22 protein-coding genes are annotated in these 21885 nt (G+C 74.2%); 4 read left to right on the plus strand and 18 right to left on the minus strand.

Annotated elements, in window-relative coordinates:
• Window positions 1-60 precede the first annotated feature (60 nt).
• The 3 genes from ACZ4YY_RS07080 to ACZ4YY_RS07090 all read right to left on the minus strand — a co-directional run bounded on the left by ACZ4YY_RS07080 (window position 61) and on the right by ACZ4YY_RS07090 (window position 2617).
• Window positions 61-1398: a beta-xylosidase gene (locus tag ACZ4YY_RS07080; RefSeq protein WP_468284670.1), complete on the minus strand. Its 1338-nt coding sequence runs from the start codon at window positions 1396-1398 to the stop codon at window positions 61-63.
• 159 nt (window positions 1399-1557) lie between these two features.
• Window positions 1558-2031, minus strand: a complete 474-nt coding sequence (locus ACZ4YY_RS07085; protein ID WP_468284672.1) for a hypothetical protein — start codon at window positions 2029-2031, stop codon at window positions 1558-1560.
• A gap of 232 nt (window positions 2032-2263) precedes the next feature.
• Window positions 2264-2617: a cytidine deaminase gene (locus ACZ4YY_RS07090; protein WP_468284674.1), complete on the minus strand. Its 354-nt coding sequence runs from the start codon at window positions 2615-2617 to the stop codon at window positions 2264-2266.
• A 182-nt stretch (window positions 2618-2799) separates the two neighbouring features.
• Between ACZ4YY_RS07090 and ACZ4YY_RS07095 the strand changes: the two genes are divergently transcribed.
• Window positions 2800-2958: a hypothetical protein gene (locus ACZ4YY_RS07095; protein ID WP_468284676.1), complete on the plus strand. Its 159-nt coding sequence runs from the start codon at window positions 2800-2802 to the stop codon at window positions 2956-2958.
• A gap of 42 nt (window positions 2959-3000) precedes the next feature.
• On the opposite strand, the gene ACZ4YY_RS07100 is transcribed toward ACZ4YY_RS07095, so the two are convergent.
• The 7 genes from ACZ4YY_RS07100 to ACZ4YY_RS07130 all read right to left on the minus strand — a co-directional run bounded on the left by ACZ4YY_RS07100 (window position 3001) and on the right by ACZ4YY_RS07130 (window position 10339).
• Entirely contained in the window at window positions 3001-3360 is a 360-nt protein-coding gene (locus ACZ4YY_RS07100; protein ID WP_468284678.1) for an MmcQ/YjbR family DNA-binding protein, read from the minus strand.
• Entirely contained in the window at window positions 3357-4652 is a 1296-nt protein-coding gene (locus ACZ4YY_RS07105; protein ID WP_468284680.1) for a hemolysin family protein, read from the minus strand. Before ACZ4YY_RS07105 ends, ACZ4YY_RS07100 begins: the two co-directional genes overlap by 4 nt.
• Window positions 4649-5146, minus strand: coding sequence for an rRNA maturation RNase YbeY (ybeY, locus tag ACZ4YY_RS07110; RefSeq protein WP_468284682.1), 498 nt, complete (start codon window positions 5144-5146; stop codon window positions 4649-4651). Before ybeY ends, ACZ4YY_RS07105 begins: the two co-directional genes overlap by 4 nt.
• 14 nt (window positions 5147-5160) lie before the next feature.
• Window positions 5161-6231 carry a PhoH family protein gene (locus tag ACZ4YY_RS07115; protein WP_468284684.1) on the minus strand — a complete coding sequence of 357 codons (1071 nt, stop codon included), beginning with the start codon at window positions 6229-6231 and terminating at the stop codon, window positions 5161-5163.
• 203 nt (window positions 6232-6434) lie between these two features.
• Window positions 6435-7565 (minus strand): carbohydrate kinase family protein, encoded by a 1131-nt coding sequence (locus ACZ4YY_RS07120; RefSeq protein WP_468284686.1) that lies wholly within the window; start codon window positions 7563-7565, stop codon window positions 6435-6437.
• Between the two features lie 591 nt (window positions 7566-8156).
• Entirely contained in the window at window positions 8157-9446 is a 1290-nt protein-coding gene (locus ACZ4YY_RS07125) for a glucarate dehydratase family protein (protein WP_468284688.1), read from the minus strand.
• Window positions 9443-10339, minus strand: coding sequence for a 5-dehydro-4-deoxyglucarate dehydratase (locus ACZ4YY_RS07130; RefSeq protein WP_468285268.1), 897 nt, complete (start codon window positions 10337-10339; stop codon window positions 9443-9445). Before ACZ4YY_RS07130 ends, ACZ4YY_RS07125 begins: the two co-directional genes overlap by 4 nt.
• 147 nt (window positions 10340-10486) lie before the next feature.
• Between ACZ4YY_RS07130 and ACZ4YY_RS07135 the strand changes: the two genes are divergently transcribed.
• Complete coding sequence (locus tag ACZ4YY_RS07135) at window positions 10487-11287, plus strand: IclR family transcriptional regulator (protein ID WP_468284690.1); 801 nt, start codon at window positions 10487-10489, stop codon at window positions 11285-11287.
• Between the two features lie 168 nt (window positions 11288-11455).
• Window positions 11456-12790: an MFS transporter gene (locus ACZ4YY_RS07140; RefSeq protein ID WP_468284692.1), complete on the plus strand. Its 1335-nt coding sequence runs from the start codon at window positions 11456-11458 to the stop codon at window positions 12788-12790.
• Window positions 12791-12927: 137 nt separating this feature from the next.
• Here ACZ4YY_RS07140 and ACZ4YY_RS07145 read toward each other — a convergent pair whose 3' ends face one another.
• From ACZ4YY_RS07145 to ACZ4YY_RS07165, 5 genes are all read right to left on the minus strand, one after another.
• On the minus strand, window positions 12928-13917 hold the full coding sequence (locus tag ACZ4YY_RS07145) for an adenosine deaminase (RefSeq protein ID WP_468284694.1): 990 nt from the start codon (window positions 13915-13917) through the stop codon (window positions 12928-12930).
• Between the two features lie 20 nt (window positions 13918-13937).
• Window positions 13938-14843, minus strand: coding sequence for a ribonuclease Z (locus tag ACZ4YY_RS07150; RefSeq protein ID WP_468284696.1), 906 nt, complete (start codon window positions 14841-14843; stop codon window positions 13938-13940).
• Between the two features lie 6 nt (window positions 14844-14849).
• Window positions 14850-15203, minus strand: coding sequence for a histidine triad nucleotide-binding protein (locus ACZ4YY_RS07155; RefSeq protein WP_468284698.1), 354 nt, complete (start codon window positions 15201-15203; stop codon window positions 14850-14852).
• A 168-nt stretch (window positions 15204-15371) separates the two neighbouring features.
• Complete coding sequence (locus ACZ4YY_RS07160) at window positions 15372-18575, minus strand: S41 family peptidase (protein WP_468284700.1); 3204 nt, start codon at window positions 18573-18575, stop codon at window positions 15372-15374.
• Window positions 18576-18649: 74 nt separating this feature from the next.
• Window positions 18650-19186 (minus strand): hypothetical protein, encoded by a 537-nt coding sequence (locus ACZ4YY_RS07165; protein WP_468285271.1) that lies wholly within the window; start codon window positions 19184-19186, stop codon window positions 18650-18652.
• A 79-nt stretch (window positions 19187-19265) separates the two neighbouring features.
• Between ACZ4YY_RS07165 and ACZ4YY_RS07170 the strand changes: the two genes are divergently transcribed.
• Window positions 19266-19655, plus strand: coding sequence for a hypothetical protein (locus ACZ4YY_RS07170; RefSeq protein ID WP_468284702.1), 390 nt, complete (start codon window positions 19266-19268; stop codon window positions 19653-19655).
• On the opposite strand, the gene ACZ4YY_RS07175 is transcribed toward ACZ4YY_RS07170, so the two are convergent.
• Genes ACZ4YY_RS07175 through ACZ4YY_RS07185 form a run of 3 tightly spaced genes read right to left on the minus strand, consistent with a single transcriptional unit; the run spans window position 19597 to window position 21838 of the window.
• Window positions 19597-19980 carry a VOC family protein gene (locus ACZ4YY_RS07175; RefSeq protein WP_468285274.1) on the minus strand — a complete coding sequence of 128 codons (384 nt, stop codon included), beginning with the start codon at window positions 19978-19980 and terminating at the stop codon, window positions 19597-19599. The two genes, ACZ4YY_RS07170 and ACZ4YY_RS07175, sit on opposite strands and share 59 nt — an antisense overlap.
• Entirely contained in the window at window positions 19977-20723 is a 747-nt protein-coding gene (locus ACZ4YY_RS07180; protein ID WP_468284704.1) for a 16S rRNA (uracil(1498)-N(3))-methyltransferase, read from the minus strand. The genes ACZ4YY_RS07175 and ACZ4YY_RS07180 overlap by 4 nt, the downstream gene beginning before the upstream one ends.
• Window positions 20720-21838 carry a nitronate monooxygenase gene (locus ACZ4YY_RS07185; RefSeq protein ID WP_468284706.1) on the minus strand — a complete coding sequence of 373 codons (1119 nt, stop codon included), beginning with the start codon at window positions 21836-21838 and terminating at the stop codon, window positions 20720-20722. Before ACZ4YY_RS07185 ends, ACZ4YY_RS07180 begins: the two co-directional genes overlap by 4 nt.
• Window positions 21839-21885 lie beyond the last annotated feature (47 nt).

The raw sequence follows: 21885 nt of genomic DNA on the forward strand, positions 1-21885 counted from the left end.
GGTGGTCGGGCGGGTGCGGACCCGTGCGGGAGGCCGCCCGGCCACCGGTGGACGGGTGGGTCAGGTGAGGGTGAGGGTCAGGACGCCGGAGTAGCCGCCCGGGGGCGTGAACGCCGGTACGTCGAGGGAGAGTCGGGCGTCGGCGGTGAACTCGCCGCCGGTGAGCGCGGCGTCGGGGGCGGAGGCCAGGGTCGCCCCCGCGCTGCCCACCACGCCCGCGGAACCGGCCCGGCAGGTGCTCGGGCTGCCCGCCTCGGTGGCGCACGCGGGCGTCCAGCTCAGCTTGCCGGCCGCGATCTTGGCGCCGGGACCGGTGAAGTCGGTGACCTTGCCGGTCAGGGACCAGCCCGCGGGTCCGCCGCGGAAGTCCTTGACGGTCACCGTCCGCAGCGCCCCGGTCGAGGCCCCGCCGGTGCCGAAGTCGACCGCGGAGAGCTGGACGGTGTCCCCGGCCTGGGACATCGACAGCGTGCCCGCCCTCACGGCCGTCGTCAGCTTCTGACCGCCCTCCGGTACGGGCGTGTCGTCGACGACGACGTAGGCGACGGGCCCGGCCCCCTTCTCCGCGCTCCACGCGGCGCCCTCGTACGCCACGACGCCGGTCGTGGTGCGGTCGGTGACGACGAGGGAGCCGCTGAAGCCGCCCTGCGCGTTCGCGGTGACGGTCGCCGCGTCGGCGGTCTGGGCGGTGCCGGCGCGTCCGGCGAGGGTGACGGTCGCGCCCGGCGTGAAGTCGCTGCCGGTGACGGTGACCGCGTCACCCGGCCCGCCGGAGGCCGAACCCAGGCTGATGGCCCGGGTGTTGGCCGGCGGGTTGTCGCCCGCCGTGACCGTCTCCGACACGGGGGCGGGCGGGTTCGTCACCGTGCAGGGGGTGTCCAGCTCCAGGATGTAGCTGGTGTGGATGTTGTAGTCGCCGGGCGAGAGGGTGATCGCGCCGGGCGCGGTGACCGTGAAGGTGCCGGTCATGGAGAACGACGGGAAGGGGCCCTTGCCGGGCACCGGGGCGTTCTTCTTCGGCCCCGCGACGGTGACGCTGCCGGTCTGCGCGCCGCCGAGGGCGACCGTGCCGGTGGGCGTCATGATGTCGGCCGGCAGGGCCAGGTCGGTGGGGTTGCTCGCGGCGGGCTTGACCACCGTGTAGGTCACGGTGACGGTGTCGCCGACCTCGGGCCGGGCGTTGTCCACCGTGATCTTCCCGGTGGTGGTGCCGTCGATCGGCGGGATGCCCGCGATGGGCGGCGGGACGCAGTGCGTGGGGAAGTCCACGTCCACGGACGCGGCGGCGGCGGGCGCCGCCAGTGCCCCGCCCGCGGCGAGCGCGAGGACGGCGGCCCCGAGCAGTGCGCTGCCGCGTCGTCTTCGGGGTCGTCGGGAACTCTGGGGTGTCGGACCCATGGGTGCCCCCTCCTGAGGGATGCGGGCGCAGCGGCTCTTCTGCGCCGACAGGGGGCATTGAGCGGGGGACGGCGTGAGAAGTCAATGGAGACGCCACGCTGAACTGATGAGCCGTCAGATTCCCCTGTCCGGGGAATCCGACGGCCCGTCGCGCGGTTCTCAGTCGAACACGAAAGGACCCGGCGCCTGCGGCCCGGACGCCGTGCACGTGACGGTGATCCCGAAGACGACCATCCTCAGGGAGCCCCGGTAGAGGTCCAGGCGGTCTCCGGAGGCCACGGTCCCGTTGAGCGGACCGACCGTGATCGGGGCGCCGGTGGCCATGGCGGGGTTCACGGTGCCGCTGAAGACCCGTGCGGCACCGGTCGAGTTCGCCATCGTGAGCGTGGAGTTGATGCTGTTCGCGCCGATCGGGATCGGCGCGGTGATCGCGGTGGACGAGAGGGTGAGGGTGGCCGAGGTGCCGTTCTGGGTGGCGGTGAGGGTGGCGGCTCCGCCGCCGAACAGACCGCAGTTCGCGGTGACGGTCGCCGTCGTCGGGGTGACGGCGGCGGCAGAGGGCGCGAGGGCCAGACCGGTGACCGCGAGGGTCCCGGCCAGCAGTGCCGCACCTGATCCGATTCGCTTGCGCATGGGGATTTCCGGCTCCTTTACGGATCTTCGAAGACGGACGGCCGGACGGGACGGCGGGTGCGGGCACCGGCCCCGGTGGGGAGTGGAACTGACGGTCCGTCGGATGGCTCCATTGACCCGTCGGCAGGGGAGGACGGCAAGGTTGAAATCCGGCCTAACTCTGCGCCGGGGTCCGGGGGCGGAGCCGGGGGGGCGGCGCGGAGCCCCCTGGCGCGTCAGGTACTCAGGTGCGTCAGCCCGCGGAGACGGTCAGCCGGACGGTGCCGTCGGGACCGGCCAGCAGGACGGGGGTGGCCGACCCCCCCAGGTCCGCGACAGCGGCCCGGTCCTCGTCCGCGACGCCCTCCGCCTCGGAGACCACGGCCGCCGCCTCCAGCGACGTCGCCCCGGACGCCACCGCCATCGCCACCGCCGTCCGCAGGGCGCTCAGCTTCAGCGACGACAGGTCCACCGACCCGGCGACATACGTACGTCCCGTCTCGTCCCGTACGGCCGCCCCCTCGGGCACACCGTTGCGGGCCCGCGCGGAACGGGCCAGGGTGACGATCTTGCGGTCCTCGGGGTCAAGCGCGTTGCTGTCGGTCATGAGCCGAGCATACGAAAGCCGTGCCGGCGTCACCCCGCCACGGGGTACAGCGCGCCCCGCCGGCGAGGCCAGCCACTCCAGCTTCGGCGCGCTGTTCGCCTCCTCGAGCGGCGTGTGCAGCACGATCGTCGGGTCCGGCCGGGCCGGCACCTTCATCGCCGTCGACTCCAGGACTGCTCGGCGTGCCGGCCACGACCTCGGGCGGCCTGCTGTCCGGCGTCCGCACGGTCATCGCGCTGGACACGGCGATCGTGCTGGCGGCGGCGGTGCTGGTCGGGCTCGGTCTGCGGGGCCTCGGGGCGAACCCGGCCACGGGGAGGACCGCGGGGGCGGCCTCGTAGACGGCTGCGACGACGGCCTCGGCTGCGGCCGGGACGGCAGCCTCAGGGGCGGTCGAGACGGAGGCGTTCGGCGCGCGGTAGGCCGGCGACGACCAGGTCGTACGAGTCCTCGACGAGTTCCCGGACCAGGCGGTCCGGGAGGTCGCCGTCGACGGTCACCGTGTTCCAGTGCCGCTTGTTCATGTGCCAGCCGGGGACGATCAGCCCGGGGTGCTCGGCGCGCAGCCGGACCGCGTCCTCCGGGTCGCACTTGAGATTGACGGTCAGGGGCCGCGCGTCGAGCGTCGTCAGCGCGAAGAGCCTGCCCCCGACCTTGAAGACGGAAATCTCCGGCCGGAAGGGGAAGTCCTCCGTCGCCGCGTTGAAGGACAGGCACAGGGCGCGCAGCTCCTGGGGCGTCACTCGGGCTGTTCCTCCTTTGCGTGCTCCACCGGCTCCACCAGCACCGTCACGATCTTGTTCCGGCGGCCCGCGGCGGCCTCGGCGGTCAGCCGCAGCCCGCGCCCGTCGGGCAGGTCGACGACGCTGGACGCGCCGGCGATCGGCACCCGGCCCAGCGCCTTGGCGAGCAGACCGCCGACGGTCTCCACGTCCTCGTCGTCGAACTCCTCCAGCCCGTACAGCTCGCCGAGGTCGGTGATGTCCAGGCGGGCGGTGACGCGGTGGCGGTCCTCGCCGAGTTCCTCCACCGGGGGCAGCTCGCGGTCGTACTCGTCGGTGATCTCGCCGACGATCTCCTCGAGGATGTCCTCGATGGTGACGATGCCGGCGGTGCCGCCGTACTCGTCGATGACGACGGCGACGTGGTTGCGCTGCTGCTGCATCTCGCGCAGCAGGTCGCCGGCGTTCTTGGTGTCGGGGACGAAGGCGGCGGGCCGCATCGCCGTCGACACCAGGTCGCTCTCCGCGTCCCGGCTGATGTGCGTCCTGCGGACCAGGTCCTTCAGGTACACGATCCCGACTATGTCGTCCTCGCTCTCCCCGGTGACCGGGATGCGCGAGAAACCGGAGCGCAGGGCAAGGGTGAGGGCCTGGCGGATCGTCTTGTAGCGCTCGATGACGACGAGGTCGGTGCGCGGCACCATCACCTCCCGCACGAGGGTGTCGCCCAGCTCGAAGACGGAGTGCACCATGCGGCGCTCATCGTCCTCGATCAGCGACTCCTTCTCCGCGAGGTCGACCAGCGCGCGCAGCTCCGCCTCGGAGGCGAAGGGACCGCGGCGGAAGCCCTTTCCGGGGGTGAGGGCGTTGCCGATGAGGATCAGCAGCGACGGGATCGGGCCCATGATCCGCGCCAGCGGCAGCAGCACGTACGCCGCCGCCGTGGCCGTGTTCAGCGGGTGCTGGCGGCCGATGGTGCGCGGGGAGACGCCGACGGCGACGTACGACACGAGCACCATCACGCCGATCGCGGCCAGCAAGGCCGGCGCGGTGCCGTCGATCTCCCGCAGGCAGGCGTAGGTGACCAGCGCGGCGGCGGCCATCTCGCAGGCGACGCGGACCAGCAGCGCCACGTTGAGGTAGCGGGTGGGGTCGGCGGCGATCTGGGCGAGCTTGGCACTGCCGCGCCGGCCGCTGCGGACGGCCTCCTCGGCGCGGAAGCTGGAGACGCGCGCGAGGCCCGCCTCCGCGCAGGCGGCGAGCCACGCGACGACGACCAGGGCGATCGCGCCGGAGACGAGAGTGGGGCTCATGACACGGTCGGAGCGGGAGACGGGCCGGTGAGCCCCTTCTCCTCCCTCCAGCCGTCCACGATGGCCGCCTGGAGGCCGAACATCTCGGCCTTCTCGTCGGGCTCCTCGTGGTCGTAGCCGAGCAGGTGCAGCACGCCGTGGACGGTGAGGAGCTGGAGCTCCTCGTCCATGGTGTGCTGCGTGGGCGCTTCCTTGCCCTGCCTCTCGGCGACCTCGGGGCACAGCACGATGTCGCCGAGCAGCCCCTGCGGCGGTTCGTCGTCGTCCTTGGACGGCGGCCGCAGCTCGTCCATGGGGAAGGACATGACATCGGTCGGGCCGGGCAGGTCCATCCACTGGATGTGCAGCTGCTCCATGGCATCGGCGTCCACGACGATCACCGAGAGCTCGGAGAGCGGGTGGATGCGCATCCGTGCGAGCGCGTAGCGGGCGATGTCGAGGATCGCCTGCTCGTCGACCTCGGTTCCGGACTCGTTGTTGACGTCGATCGACATGGTGCTGTGTCTGTCTACTTCCCCTTGTGCCCGGACTTCCCCCGGCCGCCCCTGTGCGCGCCGTTCTCCGTGCCGTGCGTGCTGTCGTACTTCTCGTACGCGTCGACGATACGGCCGACGAGCTTGTGCCGTACGACGTCCTGGGACGACAGACGGGAGAAGTGGACGTCCTCGAGGCCCTCCAGGATGTCCTGCACCTGACGCAGACCGGACTTCGTGCCGTTGGGCAGGTCGACCTGGGTCACGTCACCGGTGATCACGATCTTCGAGTCGAAGCCGAGGCGGGTGAGGAACATCTTCATCTGCTCGGGCGAGGTGTTCTGGGCCTCGTCGAGGATGATGAACGCGTCGTTGAGCGTGCGGCCGCGCATGTACGCCAGCGGCGCGACCTCGATCGTGCCCGCCGCCATCAGCCGCGGGATCGAGTCGGGGTCGAGCATGTCGTGCAGCGCGTCGTACAGCGGGCGCAGGTAGGGGTCGATCTTCTCGTAGAGCGTGCCTGGCAGGAAGCCGAGCCGCTCGCCCGCCTCGACCGCGGGCCGGGTCAGGATGATGCGGTTGACCTGCTTGGACTGCAGGGCCTGCACCGCCTTGGCCATGGCGAGGTACGTCTTTCCGGTACCGGCGGGGCCGATACCGAAGACGATCGTGTGCTTGTCGATGGCGTCGACGTACCGCTTCTGGTTGAGGGTCTTGGGCCGGATGGTGCGGCCGCGCGAGGACAGGATGTTCTGCGTCAGTACCTCGGCCGGGGTCTCCTGGCCGTCGCTCGTCCCGTTCTCGCTCGCCCGGAGCATGGCGATCGAGCGTTCCACTGCGTCCTCCGTCATCGGCTGTCCGGTGCGGAGCACCAGCATCATCTCGTCGAACAGGCGCTGGATGAGGGCGACTTCCCGCGCGTCGCCGGTCGCGCTGATCTCGTTGCCCCGGACGTGGATGTCGGCCGCCGGGAATGCCGTCTCGATCACGCGCAGCAGCGAGTCGCCGGACCCCAGTACGGTCACCATGGGGTGCTGGGCGGGGACAGTGAACTGTGCTCTCGCCTTCCCCTGCGCGGGGTTCTGAGCGGTGGGTGTCTCAGTCATAGGCCGGCCCGAAGGCCTCTGGATCCTCCCGGATGCGTCTCGCCTGCCACAAGGGCGGCCTGGCGAGTTCCAGAGTACGCCAGGGGACTGACAACGCCGTAGGACTTTTCGAGGAGGGCTTCGCCCGCGGCGGGCCGCGGGGCGGGCGGAGCTCTGCGAACGAAAGGGGCGCCCGGCTCGCCCTCCCCTCTTGTTCGGAGCTCTCAGGCCGACTGCCGGAACCCGATCGTCGGCACCGCCCGGCGGCGGGGCCAGGGGGTGACCTGGGCCGGGAGGAGGTCGCGGAGGAAGGCGTAGCGGCGCAGGGCCTCGGGGGACTGTCCCTCGACGGACCGGACGCGGCGCCACCAGGCCGCGATCTCGGCCCAGCCGGGCGCGGACAGGGAGCCGCCGAACTCCTGCACGGACAGGGCGGCGGTCAGGCCGGCGAAGGCGAGACGGTCGGCCAGGGGCCAGTCGGCGAGGGTGCCGGTGACGAACCCGGCCACGAAGACGTCGCCGGCGCCGGTGGGGTCGAGGGCCTCGACGGCGATCGCGGGCACCTCGGCGGTCTCGCCGGTGCACCCGTCGACGGCGTAGGCGCCCTCCGCGCCGAGGGTGACGACGGCGAGCGGGACGTGCTCGGTGAGGGCGTGGGCGGCGGCGCGCGGGCAGGGGGCGCCGGTGTAGCGCATGGCCTCCTCCGCGTTCGGCAGGAAGGCCTCGCAGTGCTCCAGGTCGGCCAGTCCCGCCAGGTCCCACGCGCCGGTGTCGTCCCAGCCGACGTCGGCGAAGACGCGGGTGCCCCGGCTCGCGGCCTGGGCGATCCAGGGGGCGCGCCGGCCGGGGGTGAGGGAGGCCACGGCGGCGCGGGCGTGCGGCGGGGAGTCGGGGGCGGGCTCCTCAGGGGGCGGCTCGTGGCCGTGGGAGACCATCGTGCGCTCGCCCTCGTAGGCCATGGAGACGGTGACCGAGGAGTGCCAGCCGGGGACCGTGCGGGACGGGGTGAGGTCGATGCCCTCGCCCTGCTCCAGCGTGTCCCAGCAGTACTCGCCGTAGTGGTCGTCGCCGAAGGCCGCGGCGAGCGAGGTGCGCAGGCCCAGCCGGGCCAGGGCGGTGGCCATGTTCGCCACGCCGCCGGGGCTCGACCCCATCCCCCGGGCCCAGGACTCGGTCCCGCGCACCGGGGCGGAGTCGAGCCCGGTGAAGATGATGTCGAGGAAGACGGTGCCCGTGAGGTACACGTCCCAGGGCGGGTCGCCCGGCGCGCGCAGGCGGGCCAGCGGGTCGACCTGGGCCTGGCGTGGCTGTCGGTGGTGGTGTCCCTCTCCGGTGGACGCGGTGGACGCGATCACGGTGCGCTCCCTGACGTGGTGCCGATGCGGCCAGTGTGCACCACACCACCGACGACACGCCGTCCGTCACACGAGCCCCGGGGCGGGCGCCGGGGAGCGCCGGCGGGAGCGCGTCACCCGCCCCCGGCGCACCCCCCGACCACACGCCGCAGGCCCTGCCCGGTGCGTCCGGCACGGCTGGACATCCGGCACGAGCGGCGTCCGGCTCGGGGTTCCGGTCCTCGGCCGGGCCGGCGTCGGCCCCGGTTCAGCCCGGGCGCGGCCGGCCGGGGTCCGGGGGTGGGGGCGGGCGCCCCGGTTCGGCCGGGCGCCGCCGGACCGGAGGCGGGCACGGCCCGGCCGGGCGCGCCCGGTGCGGGGGAGCGGGTCGACCGGGCGCAAGCCCTCGGAGCGGCACCCGGGCCGGGCGGTCCGCGGCCGGGCGCCGCGTCCGTCACGTTCCGCGGAAGGCGGAAGGCGGAAGGCGGAAGGCGGAAGGGTGTGCGGATCGCCGGGCGGGCGGCGGGCGAGTGCTCTGCGGGGACGGGGGTGCCGGGGGTACTGCTGCCGCGAGCGGCTCCGGTCGCGGGCAGGGGGCGCGTCGGAGGGGGTTCACCAACGGGGGACGGAGGGCGTGACCCAGTCCGGGTGGGCGACGCGCATCGCGGCCGCGTCGTCGCGCTCGCGCAGGGCGCCGTCGTCGTCGAGCCAGCGCCGGTGCAGGAACGCCAGCCGGTCGCGGTCGAGTTCGACGCCGAGGCCGGGCGCGTCGGAGACGGCGACCCTGCCGTCCTGGAACGTCAGCCGTTCGGTCAGGACGTCCTCCGACTGCCAGGGGTAGTGGGAGTCGCAGGCGTGGTGGAGGTCGGGGACGGTGGACGCCACGTGGGTCATGGCCGCGAGCGAGATGCCCAGGTGGGTGTTGGAGTGCATGGACACCGCCACGCCGAACGTCCGGCAGACCGCCGCGAGCTGCTGGGTGTTGCGCAGCCCTCCCCAGTAGTGGTGGTCGGAGAGCACGACCTGCACGGCGCCCTGTGTGAAGGCCTCCCGGATCTCGGCGAACGTCGTGACGCACATGTTGGTGGCGAGCGGGACGTCGACGGCGGCGGCCACCTCCGCCATGGCGGGCGTGCCGAGCGCCGGGTCCTCCAGGTACTCGAGGACGTCCCCGAGCTCCGCGGCGACCTCCAGCGACGTCGGCACGCTCCAGGCCCCGTTGGGGTCCAGCCGCAGGGGGTGCCCCGGGAAGGCCTCGGCGAGGGCCCGCACCGCGGCGATCTCCTCCTCCGGAGGGAAGACCCCGCCCTTGAGCTTGAAGGAGGTGAAGCCGTACCGCTCCTTGAAGCGGCGCGCCTGTTCGACGACGCCGGCCGGGTCGAGGGCGGCGCCCCAGTCGTCCTTCTCGCAGGCCACGCCCTCGGGGTGGTCGGCCCACTTGTAGAAGAGGTAGCCGCTGTACTCGACGGCGTCGCGCACCCTGCCGCCGAGCAGCGCGTGCACGGGCAGGCCGAGCGCCTTGCCGAGGGCGTCGAGGCAGGCGACCTCGAAGCCGGAGACGACGGACAGCCGCAGCTTGTCGGCGGTCTGCACGCCCCGCAGCCCCCCGACGTCGACCTGGCCGGAGATCCTCGACCGGTCGACGGCCAGTTCGTCGGCGAGGGTGAACAGGCCGTTCAGGTCGCCTACCTGGCGGCCGACCAGCTTGCGCGCGAACGGCCGGGCCAGCTCCAGGTACTTGGTGTCGCCGTACGTCTCGCCGACGCCCGTGATCCCGTCGGCCGTCACGACCTCCACGATCAGGCGCGGGGTGTACGGCTGGTGTACGCCCTGCGTGTTGAGCAGGGGCGGGTCGGCGACGAGGATCGGCGTCAGGCGGACGTCGGCGACGGCGAGGTTCACAGGGCGGCTCCTACGAGGTCGAGTCCGGCGGTGAGCAGGGCCTTCAGGGTGGCGAGGTCGCCGGCCGAGGGGTCGGTGAGCGGGGCGCGCACGGGGCCCACCGGCCGGCCGCGCAGCCGCGCCGCGGCCTTCACCAGCGACACGGCGTATCCCGGCACCCGGTCGCGGAGTTCGACGAGCGGTACGTAGAAGTCGCGCAGCAGCTTGTCGACCGTGCCGGTGTCGCCGGCCTTCAGCGCGACGAAGAAGGCGTTCGCGATCTCGGGGGCGAAGGCGTGGACGGCGGAGGAGTAGGCGGGGACGCCGACGGCGGCGTAGGCGCGGGCCTGGATCTCGGCGGTGGCGGCGCCGTTGAAGAAGAGGAAGCCCTCGGGGGCTGCGAGGGTGAGCCGCTGGAGGCGGTCGAGGTCGCTGTGGCCGTCCTTGAGGCCGATGACGTTGGGGATCGCGGCGACGCGCCGCAACGAGGCTGCGGTGAAGGCGACCTGGCCGCGCTGGTAGGCGATGAGCGGCAGCCGGGTGCGGGCGGCGATCCGCTCCAGCTGGGCGACGAGGCCGTCCTGGGGGGCGGCGACCAGGTAGTGCGGCAGGACGAGGAGGGCGTCGGCGCCCGCCTCCTCGGCGATCCGCGCGAACCGGACGGCCTGCGCCCAGCCGTAGCCGACGCCGGCGACGACGGGGATCCGGCCGGCCGCCTCCTCGACGGCGATCCGCACCACCTGCCGGTACTCGTCCTCGTCGAGGGAGAAGAACTCGCCCGTGCCGCAGGCGGGGAAGACCGCCCCGGGCGCGGTGGCGAGCTGGGCGGCGAGGTGGGCGCGGAAGCCGTCGGGGTCGAGTGAGCCGTCCTCGCAGAAGCTCGTGAGCGGGAACGACAGCACCCCCCGCGCCATGCCCTCCCCCAGTCGCCCGGTCGTGTCCGTGTCGGGGCTCACGCTCCACCATCTCCCCTTGTAGACGTCATCTACGTATGGAGATGGAGGTTAGGTAGGCGAACGACAGCCGTCAATGGGCCGGACGGGTCCGCTTACGATCGGCGCATGGCGGAGACAGGGGACGGGAGCGGCGTCCGCGAGGTGAAGTCGGCCGCGCGCACGGTCGACCTGCTGGAGCTGCTCGCGGCGCGCGGGGACCGCCCGGCGCGGCTGCAGGAGCTGGCGGAGGAGCTGGGCGTGCCGCGCAGCTCGATGTACGCGCTGCTCCAAACACTGATCGGCCGGGGCTGGGTGCGCACGGACGTCACCGGCTCGCTCTACGGCATCGGCATCCACGCCCTGCTCACCGGCACGAGCTACCTCGACTCCGACCCGCGCGTGCGGCTGGTGCGGCCGTATCTGGACGAGGCCTCAGAGGCGCTGGGCGAGACGATCCACCTCGGCCGGCTGGACGGGCGGGACGTCGCCTACCTGGCCACCCGCGAGTCGCACGAGTACCTGCGCACGATCAGCCGGGTCGGCCGCCGGCTGCCCGCGCACGTGGGCGCGCTCGGCAAGGCGCTGCTGGCCGAGCGGCCCGACGAGGACCTGCCCGCCGGGCCGTACGAGGCGCTGACGCCGAACTCCCACACCGACCGCGCGCCCCTGCTCGCCGATCTCGCCGGAGTGCGGGCGCGGGGGTACTCCGTGGACCGGGAGGAGGGCGTCACCGGCATCGTGGGCTTCGGTTTCGCGCTGCGCTACGACAAGCCCGCCCAGGACGCCATCAGTTGTTCGGTGCCGGTGGCCCGGCTGACGGCGGAGCACGAGGAGCGGATCGTCGCGGTGATGCGCGAGGTCCGGGTGAAGATCGAGGCGAGCGCACCGGGTGCCGGCGGAGGCGCGAACTGGCGTCAGGGCGCTTGAGGTTACCCGCTCATCCCCACCGCAAACGTAAAGTGATCCACATCACCGGACCCGCGCTTCTTCTCGCCCCGCGTGCTTGATACAAATTGCCCGCGCGTTCCTGTCCGTCGACGGCCTGCGCCCCACCCCCTTTTCCGTGCCGCTCCTTTCGCATGCCCTGGAACGCCCGTGCTCCCCCCACGCACCACCCTGCCCTGGCCCCTCGTCGCCCTGTTCACGGCCGGGTACCTCGCCCCGTACCTGCTGCCGACGGTCGTCGGCCGCCTGGACGCCGGACTGCCCCTGACCGCCACCGAGGCGGGCGCCGTCGGCAGTGCGCTGCTGCTGAGTTCGGCGTCGGCGGGCTTCCTGCTCGCCTCCCGCGTGGAGCGGATCGGCGCCCGGACACTCGCCCGGGCCGGTCTGGCGCTCGCGGTGCTCGGATACGGCGGGGCCGCCCTCGCCGGTGACGTCCCGGCCGTGGTCGCCGGTGCCGTCCTGGGCGGGTTCGGCTCCGGTACGGCCACGACGGTCGCCGCGACCCGCATCGCCGCCGAGCCCGACCCCCACCGCGCCTCGACGCTCGGTCTGCTCGGGGTCTCGGCGCTGGCGGGGGCCGTCTATCTGACGGTGCCGCACCTGGGTGCCGGGCACGGACAGCCGCTGGCGGCGATCGCGCTGACCGCGCTCGTGGTGTGGCCGCTGACCGGACGGCTTCCGGCCCGCACGGCGCCCGTCGCGGCCCGGCGCGAGGAGCGTGCCCCGCTCCCCCATCTGCGCTCCGGACTCCACCTGGCCGCCGCCATGCCGTGCTGGTCGATGGTGCAGAACTCCCTGTGGGGGGTGAGCGGGCGCATCGGTCTGACACAGGCTCACCTCACCGAGGCCACGGTCGGCGTGGTCTTCGCGGTGGCGCTGGGCGCGGGACTGCTGGGCGTCCTGGGCGCGGGGGCGCTGGGCTCACGGCTCGGGCGGGCGGTGCCGATCGGCGCCGGGACCGTGCTGATCGCCGGGTGCGTCGTGGTGAGCGCCTCCGCCACCGGGCTCACGCACTTCGCCGCGGGGGAGATCGCCTGGAACACCCTCTACCCGATCGTCCTGTCCTACCTGATCGGTCTGGCCGCGTCCCTGGACCCGCGCGGACGGTGGGCGGTGCTGGTCGGCTCGGCGTCCTCGCTGGGGACGGCGGCGGGCCCGCTGACCGGCAGCGTCCTGTCCGCCGAGGCCGGCTTTCCGGCGATGGGCTGGATCCTGGGGGCCGCGCTGCTGCTCGTCGCCGTCCCGATGACCGCCGTCGCCGTGCACACCTCCGGCCGCCCTTTGCTCCCCGGCACCATCCGGCGCCGGGGCGGCACCCCGGCCGCGGTGCTCGCCGCGACCACCGGCACCCCGACCGGCCCCGTCCCGCAGGTCGGCGCCCCCGAGCAGCCGGTCGTCGAGATCCCGCTGGGCACCCCCGCCGCCCCGCCGCGGACCGCGTACGAGACGGCAGGACCGCGCCGGGCGGGCGCCCACCCGGGCTAGGGGGTGTTTCCCGCCCGACCGGCCGCGACGCCCCGGTCACGGTCCCGACAGCGGGCAGGCCGGCAGCGAGCCTTCTGGGGGAACCGCGGCGGTGGCCGGAGCCACCGGAGGGGACGGGACGCGGGACCAGCGGCGGGCTAGAAGACGTACGCCTCCACCTCGGCGAGGCACCGCGCCCGCCGCTCCTCGTCGTCCTCCAGGAAGGAGGCGAGGAACGAGTTGCGGGCGAGCTCCCGCAACCGGTCCTCGCCGAGGCCCAGTTCACGGCGTACGGCGTCGAAGTTGTCGCCCACGTACCCGCCGAAGTAGGCCGGGTCGTCGGAGTTGACCGTGCACAACAGCCCCGCGTCGAGCATGGCGGGCAGCGGGTGCTCGGTGAGCACGTCGACGGCCCGCAGCCGCACGTTGGACAGCGGGCACAGCGTCAGCGGGATCCGCTCCCGCACCAGCCGCTCGACGAGCGCCGGGTCCTCCACACACCGCAGCCCGTGGTCGACCCGCTCGACACCGAGCACGTCCAGGGCCTGCGTGATGTACTCCGGCGGCCCCTCCTCCCCGGCGTGCGCCACCCGGCGCAGCCCGAGCGCGGCGGCGGCCTCGTACACCTCGCGGAACTTCACCGGCGGATGGCCGACCTCGGCCGAGTCCAGCCCGACGCCGGTGATCCGGTCGAGGTACGGCCGGGCCGCCTCCAGGGTCTCCAGCGCCGACCCGGCGGACTCGTCGCGCAGGAAGCACAGGATGAGCCGGGTGGAGACACCGTGGTTCGTCTCGCTCGCGCCCAGAGCCCGCCACAGCCCCTCGACGACCGTCCCCATCGCGACCCCCCGGGAGAGGTGGGCCTGCGGGTCGAAGAAGATCTCCGCGTGCCGCACGCCCTGCGCCGCGGCGCGGGCGAGATAGGCGTTCGCGAGGTCCTCGAAGTCCCGCTCGGTGCGCAGGACCGCCATCAGCTCGTAGTACAGGTCCAGGAAGGACTGGAGGTCCTCGAACCGGTACGCCGTGCGCAGCGCGTCGGCGTCCGCGTACGGCAGCGCGACCTTGTTGCGGGCGGCCAGCTCGAACGCCAGGTCCGGCTCCAGGGTGCCTTCGATGTGCAGGTGCAGTTCAGCTTTGGGGAGGGGCATCAAGGCATCGTACGGCCGTTTCACCGCCGTTTCGGAACCGGGACCCGCAGCAGGTCGTGCGCCACCGTCAGCTCCCCCTCGAAGCCCGCGGCCCGCGCCTGACGCTCGAACTCGTCCGGGTCCGAGTAGCGCTGGCTGAAGTGGGTGAGCACCAGGTGCCGCACACCGGCGTCCCGGGCGACACCCGCCGCCTGACCAGCGGTCAGATGGCCGTGCTGGATGGCGAGTTCGATGTCCGCGTCGAGGAAGGTGGACTCGATGACGAGCATGTCGCAGCCCGCGGCCAGCGCGTGCACGCCCTCGCACAGCCGGGTGTCCATGACGAACGCGAACCGCTGCCCGCGCCGCACCTCGCTGACGTCCTCCAGGGACACCCCGCCGATCGCGCCCTCCCGCTGGATGCGGCCGACGTCCGGCCCCCGGACGCCGTGCGCGGCGAGCCGCTCGGGCAGCATGCGGCGGCCGTCGGGTTCCACCAGCCGGTAGCCGTAGGACTCGACCGGGTGGGACAGCCTGCGCGCCTCCAGCGTGTACGAGGCGGTGGCGGCCAGCGGGCCGTCCGTGTCGACCGGCGCCTCGGTGATGCCGACGGTCTCCCGGTAGGCGGTGGCGTACCGCAACCGGTCGAAGAAGCGCTGGCCGGAACGCGGGTAGTGGGCGGTGACCGGGTGCGGGACCTTGTCGAGGTTGACGCGCTGGATGACCCCGGCGAGGCCGAGGGAGTGGTCCCCGTGGAAGTGGGTGACGCAGATCCGGTTCAGGTCGTGCGCCGCGACCCCGGCGCGCAGCATCTGACGCTGTGTGCCCTCGCCGGGGTCGAAGAGGAGACCCTCGCCGTCCCAGCGCAGGAGGTAGCCGTTGTGGTTGCGGTGCCGGGTGGGAACCTGGCTGGCGGTGCCGAGCACCACCAGTTCACGGACGGACACGGTCACTCACCCGGGGGGCCAGGTCAGGCCGCGCCCGCCGAGGACGTGCGCGTGGGCGTGCCAGACGGTCTGTCCCGCACCGCTGCCCGTGTTGAACACGATGCGGTAGCTCTCCAGTTTCTCCTGGTCGGCGACCGCCTGCGTCTCGCGCAGCACGTCCGCGGCGAGCTGCGGCGCCTCGGCGGCGAGAGCTGCGGCGTCCACGTGGTGCGCCTTGGGGATCACCAGGACGTGGGTGGGCGCCTGGGGGTTGATGTCGCGGAAGGCGACGGTCGTCTCGGTCTCGCGCACGATGGTCGCCGGTACGTGCCCCGCGACGATCCTGCAGAACAGACAGTCGTCCTGCGGCTCCCCTGCCATACGGCCTCCTCTCGATGGTGATCACCTACGGGGGCATGCTATCGCCGCCGCCGGTTCCGCCACGGGCACGCGCGGCGCCCGGGGCGGCACGGGCGGGCGCGGGCGGCGCGGACGCCCCCCCCGTCGGCGCCGGGCCGCGCGCCCCACCCCGTCGGCGTCGGCCGGCGTCTACGGCACGGCCGGCGGCACCTTCGCCGGCGTCTCCTCGAGCGCCGCCAACGCCAGCCGCACCGCCTCGTCCAACTGCACGTCCCGCCCGGCGGCGGCGTCCTGCGGCCGGATCACCACCTCCACGTCCGGGTCCACCCCGTGGTTCTCCACCCCCCACTCGTACCCCTCCAGCCAGATCGCGTACTTCGGCTGGGTGACCAGCGTCCCGTCGACCAGCCGGTACCGGCTGTCGATACCGACCGTCCCGCCCCAGGTGCGCGTACCGACCACCGGCCCGATCCCGAGCGCCTTGATCGCCGCGTTGACGATGTCCCCGTCGGACCCGGAGAACTCGTTGGCGACGGCGACGACGGGCCCCCGCGGCGCGTCCATCGGATAGCTGAACGGCCGTGACCCGCGCGGCACGTCCCAGCCGACGATCCGCCGTGCGAGCTTCTCCACGACCAGCTGGGAGGTGTGCCCGCCCCGGTTCTCCCGGACATCGACGACGAGCCCCTCGCGGGTCACCTCCACCCGCAGGTCGCGGTGGATCTGCGCCCAGCCGGGCGCCTGCATGTCGGGCACGTGCAGATAGCCGAGGCGCCCGCCGGACACCTCGTGGACGTAGGCCCGCCGGTCCGCGACCCAGGCGTGGTAGCGCAGCGCCTCCTCGTCGGCGACGGGCACGACGACGGCGTGCCGCGGCTCACCTCCGCCGGACGGCGAGATCGTCAGCTCGACGGCCCTGCCCGCCGTACCCACGAGCAGCGGGCCGGGTCCGGTGACCGGGTCCACGGGGTGGCCGGCGACGGCGACGACGGCGTCCCCCGCGCGCACCGCCACACCCGGGGCGGCCAGTGGCGAGCGGGCGTCGGGGTCGGAGGTCTCCGGGGGCAGCACGCGGTCGATGCGCCAGGTGCCGTCCTCGTGCCGGGTGATGTCGGCGCCGAGCAGCCCCTGGCGGGGGCCGCGGCCGTGGCCGCCGCCGGGGACGACGTAGGCGTGCGAGGTGCCGAGTTCGCCGTGCACCTCCCACAACAGGTCGACCAGGTCGTCATGGGTGGCGATCCGGTCCAGGACGGGCCGGTAGCGGTCGAGGACGTCGTCCCAGTCGACGCCGCCGAGGTCGGCGCGCCAGAAGTTGTCCCGCATGATGCGGCCGGTCTCGTCATACATCTGCCGCCACTCGGCGGCCGGGTCGACCGTCTGGCGGATCCGGCCGAGGTCGACGGTGATGTTGGTGTCGCTGTCCTCGTCGCCGGAGGCGCGCCGGTCGCTGGGGACGACCTTGAGCTTGCCGTCGGTCCACAGCAGCAGCCGCTTGCCGTCACCGCTGACGTCGAAGTCGTCGACGTCGACGGCGAGGTGCTCCAGGCGCTGCTGGGCGAGGTCGTAGCGCTCCAGCTCGGTGTGCGGGTCGGGGTCGTCGGGGTGGGCGCGGGAGGCGCCGAGGACGCCGCGCACCGGGTGGCGCAGCCACAGCACGCCGTCCTTCGCGGCGGCGAGCCCGGAGTAGCGGCCGGCCTCGACCGGGAAGGGCACTATCCGGTCGGCGAGACCCTCGAGGTCGATCCGGGTGGTGGGGGCGCCCTCGCTGTCGGGCGTCTCGTCCTTGTCGGGGGCCTCGAAGGGCCGGCCGTGGCGCTGCGGTCCGAACGGGGACGGTGTCGTGGCGGCCAGCGGGATCAGGTGCGGGCGGGCGCCCTCGACGAAGGACAGGTCGAAGGCGTGCTGGTCGTAGACCGGGTCGAAGGCGCGCGTGGACAGGAACGCCAGGTGCCTTCCGTCGAGGGTGAAGGCGGGCGCGTAGTCGCGGAAGCGCAGCGGGGTCGCCTCGGTGACGGACAGGTCGGTGACGTTGGCCAGCTTGAGCTGGCTGAGCGGGCGGGGCCCGGGGTGGGACCAGGCGAGCCAGCCGGAGTCCGGCGAGAAGACGAGGTCGCCGACGTCGCCGTCCTCGCTGCGGTCGACCTCGCGGACCTCCCCGGTCTCCCGCTCGACGAGAAGGAGCCGTCCGTCGTGCGCGGCGACGGCGGCGCGGCTGCCGTCGGGGGCCATGGCGAGCTCCAGGACGCGGCCGAGGCGTCCGGCGGCGAGGCGGCGCGGCGTGGCGCCGGGGGCCGGGCCGGTGGCGGGGGCGAACTCCAGGGCGTCCTCGCCCTCGGCGTCGGTCACCCACACCACCCACTCCTCGCCCTCGCTGCGGAAGGTGCGCGGCAGCCGGGCGCGGACGCCGGGGGCGGCGGCCAGCGCGCGGGCGGGGCCGGAGCGGTGGGTGAGCCAGTGGACGGCGCCGCGCACCTCGACGGCACTGCCGCGCGCGGTGTGGTCGGGGGTGGCGGAGCCCATCCAGCGGGCGGCGGCCACGGGGCGGGGGCGGCGGTCGACGCGCTGCCCGCCGAGCCGGACGTCGATCCGGCGCGGTTCGGCGCCGTCCAGGTCGTCCAGCAGCCACAGTTCACCGGCGCACGCGTAGACGACCCGGGTGCCGTCCCCGGCTGCGTGCCGGGCGTAGAAGCCTCCCCCGTGCGGCGTGTGGCGGCGCAGGTCGGAGCCGTCGGCGAGGGAGGAGTAGAGCGCGCCGGTGCCCTCGTGGTCGGAGAGGAAGGCGATCCGGTCCCCCGCCCACACCGGGTGCTCGATGTTGCCGTCGAGGTCCTCGTGCAGCCGGACGAACTCCCCGGTGCCCTCCCGGTCGATCCACAGCTTGCCCGCCGTCCCGCCCCGGTAGCGCTTCCAGTGGGCGGCCTCCCGGCCCATGGTCGCGGACAGCAGCACGGTGTGCGGGCCGTGGGCGACGTCCCCGACGGGCCCGTAGGGCAGGGTCGTCGCCGGTCCGCCGTCGACCGGCACGGCGCGGGCCCAGGTGCGGCGCAGGGACGCCTGGTCGTGGGTGCTCAGGGCGAGGACGTGGCCGTCCGGGGTCCAGCCGCGCACCCGGGTCTGCCGACTGCCCCAGTGGGTCAGCCGGGTGGCGGGTCCCCCCTCGACGGGCGCGATGTGCACCTCGGGGGCGCCGTCGCGGGTGGAGGTCCAGGCGACGGTGGTGCCGTCGGGAGAGATACGGGGCAGGGTGACCGGCACGTTGTCGGCGCTGACCCGCCAGGCGCGCCCCCCGTCGAGGGGTGCGAGCCAGACGTCGTCCTCGGCGGTGAAGGTCACCAACTCGCCGTGCAGATGGGGGAATCGGAGGTATGCGGCAGGCGTCGCGGACTGTGTCACCCGATCACTCTAGGCAAGGACGGGGTTCCTGGGCAGGGGTTTCACCGGTTCCCCCCTCGGGCTGCGCGCCCGGCTCACTTGCCCTCGCCGGCCCCGCAGCGGGTGTCGTCGGCCGGGCACCGGACGGTCCGGGTGACGGTGACGGTGACCGTGACCGTGGGCCGCGCGGGGTCGGCCGGCCGGGCGGAGCGGGGCGGGTCCAGGGGCGAGGGCGTCCTCGACGCGCAGTCGCCGAGTCCGGCGACCCGGAACGCCTGTCTGTCGCCCACGTCGGCCCTGAGGTCGCCGCGCACGCACGAGCCGTCGACGGCGCGCGTGACCTGCCCGGTGACGGTGATGTCCCGGCCGTCGCCGGTCTGCCCCTCGCAGTCGACGGAGGCGACGGTCCCCCGGTCACCGGGGGAGCCGTTCTCGCCGTAGTCGGCGGTGCAGGTCAGCCACCGCACGTCCACGTCCCGGCGCGCGAGCTCGGCCGTCGCCGCCTCGTCGGTGGTGTACGCGACGGATGTCGCACTCAGACCGCCCGGCTCGCAGGCGACGGCCCCGCCGACGGTCAGGACGACGAGCCCCGCCGCGAGCGTCCCGCCCCGCACGCGTCTCAACGCCTTCATGCGGGGCAGCCTGCCACCGCCCCGGGCGGCGCGGTAGAGCACATACCGCCACGCGTCGCGCGCCGCTACCGTGAACCCCATGCGCAACGCCCGCCGTGCCAGGAAGCTCACCGTCGACGAGAGCACCACCTATCTGTGGACGGTCCGTCACCGTCACCGCGACGGAAGGGACTGCCGGGAGATCCTCACCCTGCACCGGGACGGCGTGCGCACCCGGATCGTGTTCCCCGAGGGTCCGGGCCGGGCGCTCGCCGGCGCCACCCTGCACACGGGCGGCGTGGTCGCCGGCGGCCACTACCTGAATTTGCACGAGCCGGGCACCGTGCGCGCCCTCCTCGAGGAGGCGCTGCGGCGCGGACCGCTGCCCGACGGGGAGATCGACGGCTGGGAGCTGCTCCCGGCCGCCGCCCTCAGCCGCGCAGCAGCAACCACTCCCGACGCCCCGCCGGATGGCCCTGCGGGTTCTTGAGGTGCGCGACGCGCATCCGCTCCGTCAGGGGCGCCGGCCCGTGCGGCGGGGTGGCGCCCCGGGCGGTGACCTGCACGCAGGAGGCGTCCGGGTCGTCGACGCGCAACGCCACCAGCGAACGGTGCCCGCTCGATCCGTCGCCCGGCTCGCCGGGCGCCCCCGCCACCGTCGTCCGGTCCTGGACGGCGATCCCCGCCGACCCGGTCGCGGGCGAACACCTCCGGTACGGCCCGTGCCGCGCCCGACTGCGGCCTGAGAACCCGTCGGCGAAGGGGTGGCGGGCGGCGAAGTCGGTGACCGGACCAAGGGTCGGCGGACGGTTCAGGACCAGCGGCCGGTCCTGCCCAGGAGCAGGGCCGCGGCGGCCGTCCCGGCGGTCGAGGTGCGCAGCACGCTCCGCCCCAGCCGGTACGCGCGCGCACCCGCCTCCTCGAACAGCGCCAACTCCTCGGGGGACACGCCCCCTTCGGGCCCGACGACGAGCACGATCTCCCCGGCGGCGGGCAGTTGGGCGGTCGCCAGGGGCTCGCTGCCGTAGGCGCGGTCCTCGTGGAGCACGGCGGCGAAGTCGGCCCCCGCGAGGAGGTCCGCGACCTGCCGGCTGGTCGCCGCTTCGGTCACCTCGGGGAAACGGACCCGGCGGGACTGCTTGCCGGCCTCGCGGGCGGTGGCCCGCCACTTGGCGAGCGCCTTCAGTCCGCGTTCGCCCTTCCACTGGGTGATGCAGCGGGAGGCCGCCCACGGCACGATCGCGTCGACGCCGGTCTCGGTCATCGTCTCCACGGCCAGCTCGCCCCGGTCGCCCTTGGGCAGCGCCTGCACGACGGTGATCCGGGGCGTCTCGGCGGGCTCCTCCACCACGTCCTCGAGGGCGACGACCAGCCGGTCCTTGCCCTCGGCGGCGACGACCTCGCCCTCGGCCCAGCGGCCAGCCCCGTCGGTGAGGACGACCGCCTCGCCCGGCCGCAGCCGCTTCACGGACACGGCGTGCCGGCCCTCGGGGCCGTCCACCACGAACTCGGGGCGGCCGTCCGGGAGGTCGTCGACGACGAACACCGGAGCCGTCATCGGCCCTCCCCCGGCTGCGTCAGGGGCGCCCGCGCCGCGTCGAGCTCGGCGGCCAGGACCTCCACGAGCCGGCCGGCGGGCAGGTCGCGGGCCATCCGGTGACCCTGCCCCGCCCACAGCGCCATGCCCTGCGCGTCGCCCGCCTTGGCGGCCGCCTTGCGCAGCGGCGAGGTGAGGTGGTGGACCTCCGGGTAGGCGGCGGGCGCGTAGGGGCCGTGCTCGCGCAGGAAGCGGTTGACCAGGCCGCGCGCCGGGCGGCCGGAGAAGGCGCGGGTCAGCTCGGTGCGCACGAACAGGGGGTCGGTCAGGGCCCGCTTGTGCACGGCGGCCGCGCCCGACTCCGGCGTCGCCACGAAGGCGGTGCCCAGCTGGGCGGCGCTCGCACCGGCCGCGAGGACGGCGGCGATCTGGCTGCCGCGCATGATGCCGCCGGCGGCGACCAGCGGCAGGCCCACGGCCTCGCGGATCTGCGCGAGCAGGGACAGCAGGCCGATGGCGGAGCCGTCGTTCTCCGGGACGTCCCGGTGGGTGCCCTGGTGTCCGCCGGCCTCCGCGCCCTGCACGATCACCGCGTCCGCGCCGGCCCGCTCCACGGCGAGCGCCTCGTCGACGGTGGTGGCGGTGACCAGCGTGAACGTTCCGGCGCGGCGCAGTGACTCCAGGGCCTGCGGGCTCGGCACGCCGAAGTGGAACGACGCCACCGGCACCGGGTCGTCCAGCAGCACCGCGAGCTTGGCGTCGTAGCCGTCGTCCCGGCCGCTGTCCGGGTCGCCCAGCTCCGTCTCGTACCAGGCGGCCTCACCGGCGAGCTGGTGGGCGTACACCTCGACGGCGCCGGAGGGGGGTACGGCGTTGGCCGCTGTGTCGGAGCCGGTGCCCGCGCCGGGCTGCTCGGGCTGCGGCATGAACAGGTTCACGCCGAAGGGGCGGGAGGTGAGCCCCCGCATCTGCTTGATCTCCTGGTACATGCCGTCGGCGGTCTTGTACCCGGCGGCGAGGAACCCGAGCCCGCCGGCCTCCGACACGGCGGCGGCGAGCTCCGGCACGGAGACGCCGCCCGCCATGGGGGCCTGCACGATCGGATGGGGGCAGAGATCGGTCAGCGCGGAGGACATGACGGCATGTTGTCACGTCCCCCGAACAAGTCCGAATCGGGCCTTCC

The sequence above is a fragment of the Streptomyces sp. NPDC030143 genome, from assembly GCF_055573695.1.

Bases quoted from the DNA above. Each gene is read 5' to 3' on its own strand.
- ACZ4YY_RS07135 (WP_468284690.1), top strand. From the start codon at position 10,487: ATGGCGGAGACAGGGGACGGGAGCGGCGTCCGCGAGGTGAAGTCGGCC.
- ACZ4YY_RS07165 (WP_468285271.1), bottom strand. From the start codon at position 19,186: ATGAAGGCGTTGAGACGCGTGCGGGGCGGGACGCTCGCGGCGGGGCTC.
- ybeY (WP_468284682.1), bottom strand. From the start codon at position 5,146: ATGTCGATCGACGTCAACAACGAGTCCGGAACCGAGGTCGACGAGCAG.
- ACZ4YY_RS07155 (WP_468284698.1), bottom strand. From the start codon at position 15,203: ATGGCAGGGGAGCCGCAGGACGACTGTCTGTTCTGCAGGATCGTCGCG.
- ACZ4YY_RS07170 (WP_468284702.1), top strand. From the start codon at position 19,266: ATGCGCAACGCCCGCCGTGCCAGGAAGCTCACCGTCGACGAGAGCACC.
- ACZ4YY_RS07130 (WP_468285268.1), bottom strand. From the start codon at position 10,339: ATGGCGCGGGGGGTGCTGTCGTTCCCGCTCACGAGCTTCTGCGAGGAC.
- ACZ4YY_RS07090 (WP_468284674.1), bottom strand. From the start codon at position 2,617: ATGACCGACAGCAACGCGCTTGACCCCGAGGACCGCAAGATCGTCACC.
- ACZ4YY_RS07085 (WP_468284672.1), bottom strand. From the start codon at position 2,031: ATGCGCAAGCGAATCGGATCAGGTGCGGCACTGCTGGCCGGGACCCTC.
- ACZ4YY_RS07145 (WP_468284694.1), bottom strand. From the start codon at position 13,917: ATGCCCCTCCCCAAAGCTGAACTGCACCTGCACATCGAAGGCACCCTG.
- ACZ4YY_RS07080 (WP_468284670.1), bottom strand. From the start codon at position 1,398: ATGGGTCCGACACCCCAGAGTTCCCGACGACCCCGAAGACGACGCGGC.
- ACZ4YY_RS07115 (WP_468284684.1), bottom strand. From the start codon at position 6,231: ATGACTGAGACACCCACCGCTCAGAACCCCGCGCAGGGGAAGGCGAGA.
- ACZ4YY_RS07105 (WP_468284680.1), bottom strand. From the start codon at position 4,652: ATGAGCCCCACTCTCGTCTCCGGCGCGATCGCCCTGGTCGTCGTCGCG.
- ACZ4YY_RS07185 (WP_468284706.1), bottom strand. From the start codon at position 21,838: ATGTCCTCCGCGCTGACCGATCTCTGCCCCCATCCGATCGTGCAGGCC.
- ACZ4YY_RS07180 (WP_468284704.1), bottom strand. From the start codon at position 20,723: ATGACGGCTCCGGTGTTCGTCGTCGACGACCTCCCGGACGGCCGCCCC.